The following is a 13,623-nucleotide window of genomic DNA, read 5'->3' as shown; positions in this document are numbered from 1 at the left end:
CTGGCTGCTGGCCGACGCCGCCAACGTGCCCGTGGTGGAACAATATGCGGCCACAGCCATGCTGCCCGCCTGCGTGCTGGCCATCCTCGGCCCACCTGCCGTGCGCCTGCTGGCCTTTCCCCTCGCCTATCTGTTTCTCGCCGTGCCGTTTGGCGAAGTCTTCCTGGAACCGCTGATCGACTTCACGGCCGCCTTCACCGTTACCGCGCTGCAATGGACGGGTGTGCCCGTGTTTCGCGATGGCAGCAATTTTTCTCTGCCCACCGGCAACTGGTCGGTGGTGGAGGCGTGCAGCGGCTTGCGCTACCTGATCGCCGCGCTGGCCCTGGGTGCCCTGTTTGCCCATGTCAACTTCCACAGCGCGCGGCGGCGCCTGGCCGTCATGGCCGCCGCCCTGCTCGTGCCCATCCTCGCCAATGGCGTGCGCGCCTACCTGATCGTGATGCTGGGCCACCTGAGCGACATGCGTCTGGCCGTGGGCATCGACCACCTGATCTATGGCTGGTTGTTCTTCGGCCTGGTGGCGCTGCTGCTGTTCTGGCTGGCCGCGCGCTGGCGCGAACTGCCGCCGGCGCGGGCCGTGCCGCCGGCTCGGCCCGCACAGCGGAGCGCGGGCGCGGCCAGCCCGCGCGCCGGCGTGCGCGCCAGCGTCGCCTGCCTGCTGCTGGCGGCCGTGTGGCCGGTATTGGCGCTGGCCAGCCACCGCGATGATGCTCCCAAGCTGCCCGCCGTTGTGCTGGCACTGCCCGATCCGCCCGCCTGGCATCGCCTGCCCGCTCTTCCTCCTGCCTGGCAGGCGCCGTATGCGGGCACGCCCGCGCGGTTTGCCGCCACGTATGCGCGCCAGGACGGCGACGGCGCGCCCGTGGGGCTGCAACTGCACTGGTATGCGCGCCAGGCGCGCGATGCCGAGCTGCTGACGCACCAGGCCTCACCCTACGGCGCGCGCTGGATGCCATTGGCGCAGGGCGAGCGGCACGTCAACCTGGCCGGCGGCCAGATAGGGGTGCGCGAAAGCGTGCTGGCCCACGGCGGCGAACGCCTGCTGCTGTGGCGCGTCTACCGCCAGGGCGGCGTCGTCACGGCCAGGCCCGTGCTGGTCAAACTGCTGCTGGCGCAAGCCAAACTGCTGGGCAGACGCCAGGATGGCGCCGACATCCTCGTCTTTGCCGCCTACGACGAGCTGGCGCCGCCGCCGCGCGCGCAGCTGCAAGCCTTTATGCGGGCGGCGCTGCCCGTCATCGAACAACGCTTGCAGGAGTTGCCGCATGGCCCTTGACTTCGATACCGGTGGCACGGAGGCCACCAGCACGGCCCCGCTGATCGTGCACGTGATCCACCAGCTCGACGTGGGCGGGCTGGAAAACGGCCTGGTCAACCTGATCAACCATTTGCCGCCGGAACGCTACCGCCACGCCATCGTCTGCATGAAGAACGCCACCGCGTTTCGCCTGCGCCTGACCACCCCGGGTGTCGACATCATCAGCCTGGACAAGCGCGAAGGCAAGGACTGGCGCCACTATCTGCACCTGTACCGCGTGCTGAAACGCTTGCGGCCGGCACTCGTGCACACGCGCAACCTCGGCTGCCTTGAAGCGCAGCTGCTGGCCTGCCTGGCCGGCGTGCGCCTGCGCGTGCATGGCGAACACGGGCGCGACATGAGCGACTTGCACGGCACCCGCCGCAAATACCGGCTGCTGCGCAAATGCATGCTGCCGCTGGTGCAGCACTTCATCGCCGTCAGCGCCGACCTGGGGCTATGGCTGGTCGACGCCATCGGCGCGGCGCCCACGCAGGTGTCGCACATCGGCAACGGCGTCGACAGCGTGCAGTTTCACCCGCGCCTGGGGCCGCCGGCCGCCGTGGGCCCGCCCGGTTTCCTGTGCAACGGCGCCTTCGTCATCGGCAGCGTGGGGCGCATGGCGACCGTCAAGGATCACGCCTCGCTGGTGCACGCCTTTTTGCTGTTGCTGGCGCAGCCGGGCGCCCGCGCGCGCCTGCGCCTGCTCATCGTCGGCGACGGGCCGTGCCGCCAGGCTTGCCTGGACCTGCTGCAGCAGGCCGGCGTGGCGCACCTTGCCTGGCTGCCCGGCGCGCGCGACGACGTGGCGCAACTGCTGCGCGCCATGGACCTGTTCGTGCTGCCCTCGCTGGCCGAAGGCAGCTCGAACACCATCCTCGAAGCCATGGCGACGGGTCTGCCCATCGTTGCCACGCAGGTGGGCGGCAACGCGGAACTGGTGCAGTCGGGCTGGAGCGGCACGCTGGTGCCGCCCGGCTCGCCCGAGATGCTGGCCGACGCCATGCTCGACTACTACAGCATGCCCGAACTGGGCCCGCGCCACGGCGCGCGCGGGCGGCGCCAGGTGCTGGCCGAGCACAGCCTGCCCGCCATGGCCGGCGCCTACCTGGCCGTATACGACCGCCTGACGGGCGCGCGCCAGCCGTCTCCCCTGTCCACCACTCCCTGAAAGGCCTCCCATGTGCGGCATCAGCGGCATCTTTGATTTGCAGGGCCAGCGCGACATCGACGTGCTGCTGCTGGCGCGCATGAACCACAGCCTGCATCACCGTGGGCCGGACGAAGGCGGCTTGCACCGCGAGCCTGGCCTCGGTCTGGCGCACCGGCGCCTGTCCGTGATCGACCTGGCCAGCGGCCAGCAGCCGCTGTTCAACGCCGACCGCAGCATCGCCATCGTCTTCAATGGCGAAATCTACAACTATCGCAGCCTGATGGCGGAGCTGCGCCAGTTCGGCCATCAATTCCGCACCAGCAGCGACACGGAAGTCATCGTCCACGCCTGGGAACAGTGGGGCGAGCAATGCGTGCAGCGCCTGCGTGGCATGTTCGCCTTCGCCCTGTGGGACCGCCGCCGCCACCTGCTGTTCCTGGCGCGCGACCGCCTGGGCGTCAAACCCCTGTATTACGGCGAGGCGCAGGACGGCACCCTGCTGTTCGGCTCCGAACTCAAAGCCCTGCTCGCCCATCCGGCCATGCCGCGCGCGCTCGACCCGCTGGCCGTGGAAGAGTATTTCGCCTACGGCTACGTGCCCGAGCCGCGCAGCATCTTCCAGCACGCGCGCAAGCTGCCGCCCGGGCATACCCTGTCGATCCGCGCCGGCCAGCCGCTGCCCGCGCCGCAAGCGTACTGGGACATCCCGTTCACGCCGAATCCGCCCGCCAGCGAGGCGCAGGCAGCCGACGAATTGCTGGCGCGCCTGCGCGAAGCCGTGCGCATCCGCATGGTGGCCGAAGTGCCGCTCGGGGCATTTCTGTCCGGCGGCGTCGATTCGAGCGCCGTCGTGGCGCTGATGGCCGGGGCCAGCGCCACGCCCGTCAACACGTGTTCGATTTCGTTCGGCGACCCGGCCTACAACGAAGCGCGCTACGCCGACCTGGTGGCGCGCCGCTACGCCACGGCGCACCACGCGCGCCAGGTGGAACAGGACGACTTCGAGCTGATCGACCTGCTGGCCAATCTGTACGACGAACCGTTCGCCGACAGTTCCGCCATGCCCACGTACAGGGTCTGCCAACTGGCGCGCCAGCGGGTCACGGTGGCCCTGTCGGGCGATGGCGGCGATGAAAGCCTGGCCGGCTACCGGCGCTACCGCCTGCACACGCGCGAAGAAAAGGTCCGCAAGGCGATGGATCCGCTGTTGCCGGCCGGCTTGCGCCAGTCGCTGTTCGGCACCCTGGGCCGGCTGTACCCGAAGGCCGACTGGGCGCCGCGCTTCCTGCGCGCCAAGACCACCTTCGAAGGCCTGGCGCGCGACACGACGGACGCGTATTTTCACGGCGTCAGCCTGCTGGGCGACGCCATGCGCGCGCGCCTGTTCAGCCCCGAGCTGCGGCGCAGCCTGCAGGGCTACCGCGCCGTGGAGGTGCTGCGCCGCCATGCGCTGGCCAGTCCCGCGCAAGATCCCCTGTCGCAGGTGCAGTACCTGGACCTGAAAACCTATCTGCCCGGCGACATCCTGACGAAAGTCGACCGGGCCAGCATGGCGCACGCGCTGGAAGTGCGCTCGCCCCTGCTCGACCATGAACTGGTGGCGTGGATGTCCGGCTTGCCGCCGCACTTCAAGCTGCGGCGCGGTGTAGGCAAGTACCTGCTGAAAAAAGCCCTGCGCCCGCTGCTGCCCGATACCCTGCTGTACCGCCAGAAGATGGGCTTTTCGGTGCCGCTGGCCGACTGGCTGCGCGGCCCGCTGCGCCAGCGCCTGCAACAGCGGCTGCTCGGTCCCACGCTGGCGCAGTGCGGCCTGTTCGACATGGATTACGTGCGCCTGCTGCTCGATCAGCATGCGAGCGGGCGGCGCGACTACAGCGCGCCGTTATGGTCGCTGCTGATGTTCGAGGCCTTTTTGCGCCAGGTGCTGCCTGTCGATGGCCGCCACGTGCCGGTGCCAGCGCCGGCCATGGCGGTGGAGTAAATCCATGCGCATCCTGCACATCCTCGACCACTCGCTGCCCCTGCACAGCGGCTACACGTTTCGCACCCTGGCCATCCTGCGGCAGCAGCGCGCGCTGGGCTGGCACACGACGCAGCTCACCAGTGCCAAGCAGGGGCCGGCCGACGGCGCGCAGCAACTGGTCGACGGCTGGCATTTCTACCGCACGGCGCCCAGTGCGCGCTGGTGGACGCGCCTGCCCGTGCTGCGGCAGGTGGCCGTCATCGTCGGCCTGGCCGTGCGCCTGCGCCGGCTGGCGCAACGGATCAAACCCGACATCCTGCATGCGCATTCGCCGGCGCTGAACGCCATCGCCGCCCTCAACGCGGGCCGCGCGCTGGGCATCCCCGTCGTGTATGAAGTGCGCGCCTTCTGGGAAGACGCGGCCGCCGACCATGGCAGCAGCCGGCCCGGCGGCCTGCGCTACCGGCTCACGCGCGCGCTGGAAACCTACGCGCTGCGCCGCGCCGATGCCGTCACCACCATCTGCGACGGCTTGCGGCGCGAGCTGTGCGCGCGCGGCGTGCCCGCGCATAAAATCACCGTGATTCCAAACGCCGTCGATGCGGGGGCCTTCAGCGTCACGGCGCCCGACGACTTGTGGCTGGCGCGTAAACTGGGCTTGCACGGACACATGGTCATCGGCTTCATCGGCTCGTTTTATGCGTACGAGGGACTGGCCCTGCTGCTGCGCGCCATGCCGCGCCTGCTGGCGGCGCAGCCGGCATTGCGGCTGCTGCTGGCCGGCGGCGGTCCGCAAGAGGCGGCGCTGTGGGCGCTGGCGGCGCAACTGGGCATAGACCACGCCGTGGTCTTCGCGGGCCGGGTGCCGCATGCGCAGGTGGCCGCCTATTATCAGCTGGTCGACATCTGCGTGTATCCGCGCCTGCCGATGCGCCTGACGGAACTGGTGACGCCCTTGAAACCGTTGGAGGCGATGGCGCAAGGCCGCCTCGTGGTGGCGTCCGACGTGGGCGGCCACCGCGAACTGGTCGAGCATGGCAAGACGGGCATGCTGTTTCGCGCCGGCGACGCCGAGGCGCTGGCGCAGACCATCTTGTCGCTGCTGCTGGCACCCGCCAGCTGGCCGGCGCTGCGGGGTCAGGCGCGCGCCTTTGTCGAGACGGAACGCAGCTGGGGCGCCAGCGTGAGCCGCTATGCGTCCGTGTATGCGCGCGTGACGACGGCGCGCATGGCGGAGGAACTGGCAGGAGTCACGCCATGATCTTCGCGGGCCTGCGCATCGCGCTGGTCGGCCCGCTGCCGCCGCCGGCCGGCGGCATGGCGAATCAGACGGCGCAACTGGCGCGCAAGCTGCGCGAGGATGGCGCGCATGTGCAGCTGCTGGCCGTCAACGGGCCGCATCTGCCCCCATGGCTGGCGCGCATCCGCTACCTGCGCGCGGCGTTGCGCCTGCCCGTGCACCTGTGGCGCCTGTGGCGCGCGGCCAATACCGTCGACCTGTTCCACATCATGGCCAATTCCGGCTGGTCCTGGCATCTGCAGGCCGCGCCCGCACTGTGGATCGCCAGCCTGAAAGGCAAACCGGCCCTGCTCAATTACCGGGGTGGCGAAGCGGCCATTTTTTTCGCCCGCGCGCCGCGCTTGGTGGCGTTCAGCCTGCGCCGCGCCAGCGCCATCGTCGTGCCGTCGGCCTACCTGGCCGGCGTCTTCGAACAATATGGCCATACGGCGCATATCGTGCCGAACGTGCTGGACTTGCAGCGTTTTACGCCGGCTGCGCCACGTGCCCCCTCCGCAGAGGGCCCGTGCATCCTCGTGGCGCGCCACCTGGAAGCGCTGTACGACAACGCCAGCGCCGTGCGCGCCTTCGCCATCGTGCGCGAGGCTTTTCCCGCGGCGCGCCTGGTGCTGGCCGGCGGCGGGCCGCAGCGCGCGGCGTTGGCGCGCCTGGCCAGGTCGCTCGGCGTTCCGGACGCCGTGCGCTTCGCCGGCCCCGTCGACAACGCCGCCATGCCCGCGCTGTACCAGGCCAGCGACGTCGTCCTCAATCCCAGCCTGGCCGACAACATGCCCAATTCCGTGCTCGAGGCGCTGGCCTGCGGCGTGCCCGTCGTCAGCACCAACGTGGGCGGCATCCCCGCCCTGCTGCAAGACGGCGTGACGGCGCTGCTGGTGCCACCCGGGGATCCGGCCGCCATGGCGCAGGCCATCCTGGCGCTGCTGCGCGATCCGGCGCGCGCCCAAGCGCTGGTCGACGCGGGCCTGGCGCACGCCGCCACCTTTGGCTGGGCCGATATCGCGCCCAGGCTGGCCGCCCACTACCGCCGCATCCGCGCCGCGCCCCGCCCCGGCGCCTACACGCGCTGCGTCGCCCGCTGGCTGTTTCCGCTGCATGAATGGATCAAGGGCCACCGCAGCGCGCACCTGCTGCGCCGGCTGGAACGCTCGCAGTGGTGGAGCGCGCAGCAGCTGCAGGAATGGCAGCTGGCCCGCCTGCGCGCACTGCTGCGCCATGCGGGCGAGCACGTGCCGTATTACCGCGCCCTGTTCGCCCGCAGCGGTTTCGATCCGGAACAGGTGCGGCAACTGGCCGACTTGTCGCGCCTGCCGCTGCTGAGGAAGGTTGATATCGCCAGCGCGCGCGACAGTTTCAAATCATCGCGTGCCGTGGGATTGCGCCCCTTCGCCACGGGCGGCTCCAGCGGCGAGCCGCTGCAATTTTTTCTTGGTAGGCGCAGGGTCAGCCATGACATCGCCGCCAAGTGGCGCGCCACGCGCTGGTGGGGCGTCGACATCGGCGACCGCGAAGCCGTGCTGTGGGGCTCGCCCATCGAACTGCACGCGCAAGACCGCGTGCGCCGCCTGCGCGACGCGCTGCTGCGCACGACCTTGCTGCCCGCGTTTGCCATGTCGCCCGACCGGCTCGATGGTTATGTCAGGCAATTGCGCAGCTGGCGTCCGCGCATGCTGTTCGGCTACCCGTCCGCCCTGTGCCGCATCGCCAGCCACGCCAGCGCGCGCGACCTGCCGCTCGACGGCCTGGGCGTGAAAGTGGCGTTTGTCACGGCCGAACGCCTGTACGACGAGCAGCGCGCGCAAATCGCCGCTGCCTTCGGCTGCCCCGTCGCCAACGGCTACGGCGGGCGGGACGCGGGCTTCATCGCCCACGAATGCCCGGAAGGCGGCATGCACATCACGGCCGAAGACATCATCGTGGAAATCGTCGATGGCCAGGGCCAGCCGCTGCCGCCAGGGGCCACGGGCGACATCGTCGTCACCCACCTGGCCACGCAAGACTACCCGTTCATACGCTACGCCACGGGCGACGTGGGCGCGCTGGGCACCGAGCCGTGCGCCTGCGGCCGCGGACTGCCACTGCTGCAGAAAATCGAAGGGCGCAGCACGGATTTCCTCACGGCCGTCGATGGCACCGTCATGCACGGCCTGGCCCTCGTCTACATCGTGCGCGAACTGCCGCAGGTGCGCAGTTTTAAAATCATCCAGGAAAGCCTGCTGCGCACGCGCGTCCTGCTGGTCTGCCTGCCGCGCCTGGACGCCGCCACGCGCACAGCCATCGTCACCGGCTTCCAGGCCAGGCTGGGCGCGCAGGTGGACATCGCCATCGATGAGGTCGACGAGATCGCGGCGGAGGCGTCGGGGAAATACCGCTATGTGGTGAGCGCAGTGACGCAGGCAGGCAGCCCGTAGTTAGCTGGCAGCGCGGCCCGCAGGCAGCGACAGCAGAATTTTCCCGTGCTCGGATTGGAAAAGCTGCCTCGCATTTGCTTCAAGCGAGCGATAAACCTCGCTGCGTGCTCCGGCGACGCCGCGTATCACTTCGCGGTGTAACTCATTCATGAACTGACGGAAAACTTGCAAACCATCGTTGAATCGCCCCGCACCATCGAGCAGGATATGTTCTGCAAGCCGCAGTTTGCCGATACGCGCGCAAAGCAGGTATTCGATATGAATTCCCGCAGGCATCATGTCGAGCATTAATTGGGCGAAATTGGTGATCGACGCTAAATGCGTCTGGGTCACGTCATTGGACGACTTCGCCATGGCAAGAATATTATCGATAAAGGACAGGATTTCATTGCGTTTCGCCGCCATGCTGGTCAACAGCGGAATGGCAAGCTCACGTATTTCCGATGCCAGACTACGATCCTGCAACAAGGTTCGCGCTGCCTCCACCAGTCCCACATATTCACTGATCTTACCCATGTAAAATACAATGTGCTGCGAGCGCACATCTTGCGCAATGACATCGACAGTGGCCTGGATTTTATCCAGTTTCTTTGCCAAATATTTTGTCTGCACCACGATCGCGGCAAGAATAATGCCTGTTGACACGGCCGCGGCGATCACCGTCGTCGCCTGCGCCATTTTCAGCGCTTCTTCCACGCTCTTGGCCGCACTTTCCTTGAATGGAAGATGCTGGATGATGCCAGACCCGCCGCTGCCCTCGGCCCAGTATGCCACGCCGTCATGTATGGCTGCCTTGCCTTCCGCCATCGCTTGTATCAACACTGACTTCAATTTTGCCTGGTCGATGATCCATATTGTTTCTTGCAGCATTTATACTTCCTTAGAAAAATTCACGTGCTTCACATTCCCGGCGCATATAAGCGATTTGAATGACGGCAGGAATCGTTACCCGATAAGCGGCGCCGCTGATTGCGGGCACGGTGAGCGCGGCCGACACGGCCAATCCGACGGGGCCGGCAAACACGGCCAGGCTTCTGCCCAGACCACCTGTCGCAATGACGCCAAGCGCCCGTCCCGCGAACATGCTTGCAGCGGATCTGGCGATCAGCGAAGATATTTGCAGCGAACCGATGCCGCTCAACAAGGCCGCTTTCAGCAAGGCCAATCCGTCCCCATCGCGTGAGTTGTAGCCGATATCAAATTCCTTCAGCAGCGAAGCGCGTTGTTCCGCACCGAGCTTTTCCCAGGCATCGCCGATGAATTTCTCCAGCAGCTTGTTTTCCATCGCATAGGCGGAACTGTTTTTTTCCGTTTTGACTTTCTGGTTATCGCACACGTCCGACAAAATCTCCTTGTACAGCACGCCATCGCCACGAAACAGGTTGACGATAGTGTCGCCGCCGAAATGCTGAAGCTCGCCGGCAATCAACTGCCAGCATTGCCTGTACTGGTCCGTCTTTCCAGCAAACTTCTTGAAGTTATCATCTGCGATAAGTTCGCTGGCCATGCGAGCCGACTGATCTTTGTCGTGCGTGAGATAGCCAGCCAAAATACGCAAATCCTCTTCCTTGCAATACTGCAGGAATACGAGGTCTTCATCGACGCGATATTTGATACCCATATTTCCCCTTGGTAATTTTCTTGTATTGTATTTTTAATTGCACCCAACTTACAAGGCAAAACAAGGAAAACATGCAATATAAAGCCGATGCCGCTTTTATTCTCCCATTGGCGCATGACGGCGCGGAACTGGCACTTGCACTGGCACTCGAGCCTGCCACTGTCGCCGGCATATGCGCCGCTGTAACGTGTGACAACGCTGGCAGCATGGTGGAAGTCAAAACGGCCAAGGGAGCTTCGCGTTAGCGTATGGCCTTCAAGCGCATTCTTCGGCCGAGCGTGATTGCAGGATCACAGCCAGCAACTTGCAAGACGGATGATGCGCGGAGGTTCAGCTATTTCAAAAGGCTGCTGTTCATTACTATTTCCCTCACTTTTATTTCGAAATGGTAATGAACGCCACTATCTTCGCTAAACTGATTTTCCAAAACAATAACATCAACATCTTTTTCAGGGAAATAGACTTTGATCGAGGCAAAGCCCAAGCCCTTCCCGGAGTGGCCTATATACTTGACCGTATCCTTGTCACTCACATAAACACCGTAACCATAACCGATTTTTCCGTCACCGAAAGCCACGTGCTGGCTGGATATGGAATAATTCGTCATCAGCTTATAGGTTTCGGCCTTTAAAATCTTCCCTTTATGAAGTTTCTCATCCCAGATATTCAAGTCCTTCACATTTGAAACAATTCCTCCTGCCGGGATGAAGCCTGTCCAGTCTTTTCCCTGAACAGGATGTTCCTTCAGTGCGAATACATTTTTCGTGTTGATATATCCATTGATGACGTTATTATTCTTGTTTTCCTCATAGCAAAAACTATTCACCATCCCCAGCTCTCTGAACAGCTCATGCGCTGCATCGACATAGACTTTTCCGCTGACTTTTTCAAAAATATTGCTCAGCATTGAATAAGTCGTAACGCCATACAGAAAGTCCGTTCCGGGCTTGAAGCTGAGTGGCTTGTCGATTTCCGTGATGCCTGCTGAAAAGTTGAGCAGTTGATGCACCGTCACCTCGTCGGCCCAGGCCTGCGGCAAATCGGGCAAATATCTTCTAACGGGACTTTGCAAGTCTATCGTGCCTTTTTCAACTTCCCTCAAAATCAACACAGCCGTAATTTGCTTGCTATTCGACATGATTCGGAAATTATCTTCCAGCCTCAACCGTGTTTTATTTTCAACATCAGAATAACCAAAGGCTTTTGCGTATTTCTCCTTGCCATTCTTCGTGATGAGAATGACGCCATTAAAACTTCTTGGGCTTGTTGATTTGACCAAGCTGTCGATCTTGGCGGAATAATCATCTATCTTTTCCGCATGTGAATGATCGCCAACTTGGGCAGTCACGAATGTGGATGTCATCAACAAAAAAGAAAGTGCAGATATTGTCAGTGGCAGCATCGTTTTTCTTTCAATATGGAGATTCTGGTTTGATTTATTATTTCCAATGAACAAAAAATTCTACAAGATTGATCACCTGACAAGTACTGGCCTGTCAGTGAATGCGGATCCAGGCGCGCAAAAGAATGAAGGCTAGCCACGCCGGGCGTTCAGTCGTCCACCAGATCGAAGTCGGTCAGCAAACCGTCCGCGGTCAGGTAAACCAACAATTTTCGCTCCGGCTTGATGCCGCTCACGTGGAAGGCAAGGACGCTGTCCACCTTGCTGCCATGCCGTTCGATCTCGCGGCCAGCGACAGCTTGCTCGTGCAAAAAAGTCAGCGACTTGACATTGACCAGTTCGCCAATAGCCTGTGTGCCAAAATTGTTCTTGATGCCGGGCGTGGCAAAATCCGAGTTGGCCAGGGCGCTGCCGCCACGCCCAATGTCGGACAGCACAGCCTGCACATTCCGGGTGCGCGCAGGCTTGGGGTCGGTGCGTGCTGCCAATGTGTGCAGCAGCGGGCCGATGCGCGGCGCCGTGTTGGCTTTGTCTTTGGTCGTCACGACGACGCCAGTCACCTCTGCCTGCGCATCGACGACGAACGCCAGTTCGCAATTGCGCGACGTCGAATGGAAGCGATGCCGGCCGACAGGCACGAAAGTTTCGTCGGGCAAGCCATCGAAAATGCTGCGTAGCTGACCACCCTGCATATCGAAGGTTCCCATCGTATTGCTCGCCAACTCGTAGCGGCCCGTGTAGCGGCTGAGTTCCTTGGCATCGATGTTGATGGCGGGTTGCTTGAGCAACACGTCATAGTCGGCTTCTGGCCAGTGATAAGCGCGGCCGATGGCGGCTGTCAGGCGGTCCATCATGCGGGAATTGTCATTTGCGTTAATCATGATCACGACACCCTGGCCTGTGCCGGAAAATGCCGTCAGCAAGGTATCGAAACCTTCGTCACGCCCGCCGTGCGAGAAGCGTTGCGCGCTGCCGCTGCCGTGAAGGAAGACGCCCAGGCCCGCGTTCTCTTTTTGCGGGCTCAGCATCTGCCGGGCCAAGGCTGCCGAGATGACGGGGTTGGACGTGCCAGCCAGAGACTGCTGTACCCCGATGGCGAAGCGCGCCAGGTCCGACGCGTTGGTCCATAAGCCGGCCGCCGCCATTTCAGGGTACACATGCCAGCGTCCCGCCACCAGGCTGCGGTCGGCAAGGTGGCCGCTGGCATTCAGGCGTGCGCGCTCGGCTGGTGGCGGTTGCAAATAGGAGCTCTCGTTCATGCCCAAGGGCTTGAGGACGGCGTCGCGCATATAGTCGGGAAACGCCTGACCGCTCACGTCGGCCACCATTTGTTGCATGACGGTATAGCCGCCACCCGAGTAACGCACCTTGCTGCCTGGAACGATATCAACGCGAATGGGCGCGGTATTCGCGGGCTTCTCGCCATCGAGCACCTGGACCACGCTGGGTACTGGCGCATTGCTGGCGTAGCCGGGAAAGCCGTGCACGGTCAGTCCCGCGTTGTGGCTGAGCAGCCTGCGCAGGGTCACCTTCTGTTCGGCCGACAAGGCGTTGTCCGGCAGTTTCCACGTGCGCAGCCTGGTGTTGACGTCATCGTCAAGCGCAAGCTTGCCTAGCTCGACCAGATGCAACGCCCCCAGTGCGGCCACCGGTTTGCTGACCGAACCGGCCTGGAACAGTGTGTGCGGGCTGACCGGCGTCTTGCCGCCCTTTTCCGTGACACCGTATCCTTGCGCCCTAACAATCTTGCCATTCTCGATGATGGCAAGCGACAGGCCGGGGATTTGCCGCATCGTCATTTCGGCGTTGATGATGTCGTCCAATGCGTCCGCCTGGGCACTACTTGCGAACAACAGGGTCACGATGAATGCCAGGGGATGAACTCGCATGAACGCTTCTTTCAATGGTGGTTGACGGATGCCAGGAAGGAAAAGTTGACGATACGTCAGCGCACCCTGCCGCCATGCGGGATTGCGACAGGCCGTCAGATATCGGCCATGGGAGGTCATTTTCCCGGATGAGTAGCGTTCCGCCTTTGCTGGCGTGACCGATTGCATCCGCAGCGGGAAGCAAATATCGGTCGGCAACGAAATTCGTCACTTCATACAGTCTACTATCTGTCCTGCTTGCGTCTTGTGAAAACCGCCCAGGCAAGCACCGCAATGCCTGCGACAATACATCCGGCCAGACTGACGGCGGCACCAAAAATGTACCACGCCACATCGAATCCGTGACTATAGAATGTTCCGACAAATAGCCCGCTCACCAGCCAGACCAACACCGCCAATTTAAGCAGAAAGTATTTTACTTTAGCGATGGGGCGACCAAGGCGCATCTGTTGAAGAGCGGCCGCACCCATGATTAAACAAGCCAAACTGGCCGCAATTATCAAGCGTGAAAATGAATACTCCATATCGCAACCTAACTTGTAGCTGAGCCAGCGGGCCCGGAGAGTAAAGGACCGAGGGGTTCAAGT

Annotated in this window: 11 protein-coding genes; 6 read left to right on the top strand and 5 right to left on the bottom strand. The window is 63.4% G+C overall.

All coding sequences use genetic code 11. The annotated features are described in order from the left end of the window. The 5 genes from xrtA to HWE17_RS24765 all read left to right on the top strand — a co-directional run. Positions 1-1,279, top strand: a 1,279-nt coding sequence (gene xrtA, locus HWE17_RS24785) for an exosortase A (protein WP_176390618.1), incomplete at its 5' end; no start/stop codon positions are given. Continuing rightward, positions 1,269-2,471, top strand: coding sequence for a TIGR03088 family PEP-CTERM/XrtA system glycosyltransferase (locus HWE17_RS24780; RefSeq protein WP_176390617.1), 1,203 nt, complete (start codon positions 1,269-1,271; stop codon positions 2,469-2,471). The genes xrtA and HWE17_RS24780, both read left to right, overlap by 11 nt. 10 nt (positions 2,472-2,481) lie before the next feature. Next, a complete protein-coding gene (locus HWE17_RS24775; RefSeq protein WP_176390616.1) occupies positions 2,482-4,434 on the top strand; it encodes an XrtA/PEP-CTERM system amidotransferase in 1,953 nt (650 codons plus the stop codon). Positions 4,435-4,438: 4 nt separating this feature from the next. Beyond that, on the top strand, positions 4,439-5,677 hold the full coding sequence (locus HWE17_RS24770; protein ID WP_176390615.1) for a TIGR04063 family PEP-CTERM/XrtA system glycosyltransferase: 1,239 nt from the start codon (positions 4,439-4,441) through the stop codon (positions 5,675-5,677). Next, a complete protein-coding gene (locus tag HWE17_RS24765; RefSeq protein ID WP_176390614.1) occupies positions 5,674-8,124 on the top strand; it encodes a glycosyltransferase in 2,451 nt (816 codons plus the stop codon). The genes HWE17_RS24770 and HWE17_RS24765 overlap by 4 nt, the downstream gene beginning before the upstream one ends. Here HWE17_RS24765 and HWE17_RS24760 read toward each other — a convergent pair whose 3' ends face one another. Together HWE17_RS24760 and HWE17_RS24755 are read right to left on the bottom strand one after the other, a co-directional pair. Further along, positions 8,125-8,994 carry a hypothetical protein gene (locus HWE17_RS24760; RefSeq protein ID WP_176390613.1) on the bottom strand — a complete coding sequence of 290 codons (870 nt, stop codon included), beginning with the start codon at positions 8,992-8,994 and terminating at the stop codon, positions 8,125-8,127. 10 nt (positions 8,995-9,004) lie between these two features. After that, the gene (locus HWE17_RS24755; protein ID WP_176390612.1) at positions 9,005-9,745 is read right to left on the bottom strand and encodes a DUF3944 domain-containing protein; all 741 of its coding nucleotides are present in this window, start codon (positions 9,743-9,745) and stop codon (positions 9,005-9,007) included. 71 nt (positions 9,746-9,816) lie between these two features. Here HWE17_RS24755 and HWE17_RS24750 point away from each other — a divergent pair, with 71 nt between their 5' ends. Beyond that, complete coding sequence (locus HWE17_RS24750; protein ID WP_176390611.1) at positions 9,817-9,990, top strand: hypothetical protein; 174 nt, start codon at positions 9,817-9,819, stop codon at positions 9,988-9,990. Between the two features lie 89 nt (positions 9,991-10,079). Here the strand turns inward: HWE17_RS24750 and HWE17_RS24745 are convergent, their stop codons facing one another. From HWE17_RS24745 to HWE17_RS24735, 3 genes are all read right to left on the bottom strand, one after another. Further along, positions 10,080-11,147 carry a serine hydrolase gene (locus HWE17_RS24745; protein WP_217916880.1) on the bottom strand — a complete coding sequence of 356 codons (1,068 nt, stop codon included), beginning with the start codon at positions 11,145-11,147 and terminating at the stop codon, positions 10,080-10,082. Positions 11,148-11,296: 149 nt separating this feature from the next. Then, positions 11,297-13,234 (bottom strand): serine hydrolase, encoded by a 1,938-nt coding sequence (locus HWE17_RS24740; protein WP_176390610.1) that lies wholly within the window; start codon positions 13,232-13,234, stop codon positions 11,297-11,299. Between the two features lie 26 nt (positions 13,235-13,260). Further along, entirely contained in the window at positions 13,261-13,560 is a 300-nt protein-coding gene (locus tag HWE17_RS24735) for a hypothetical protein (protein ID WP_176390609.1), read from the bottom strand. Between the last annotated feature and the right edge of the window lie 63 nt (positions 13,561-13,623).

This window comes from Janthinobacterium sp. BJB401 (assembly GCF_013372745.1).
Taxonomy (GTDB): Bacteria; Pseudomonadota; Gammaproteobacteria; order Burkholderiales; family Burkholderiaceae_D; genus Janthinobacterium; species Janthinobacterium rivuli.
Note: the sequence above shows the minus strand (reverse complement) of the source record. Positions and strands in the feature narration are given on the sequence as shown.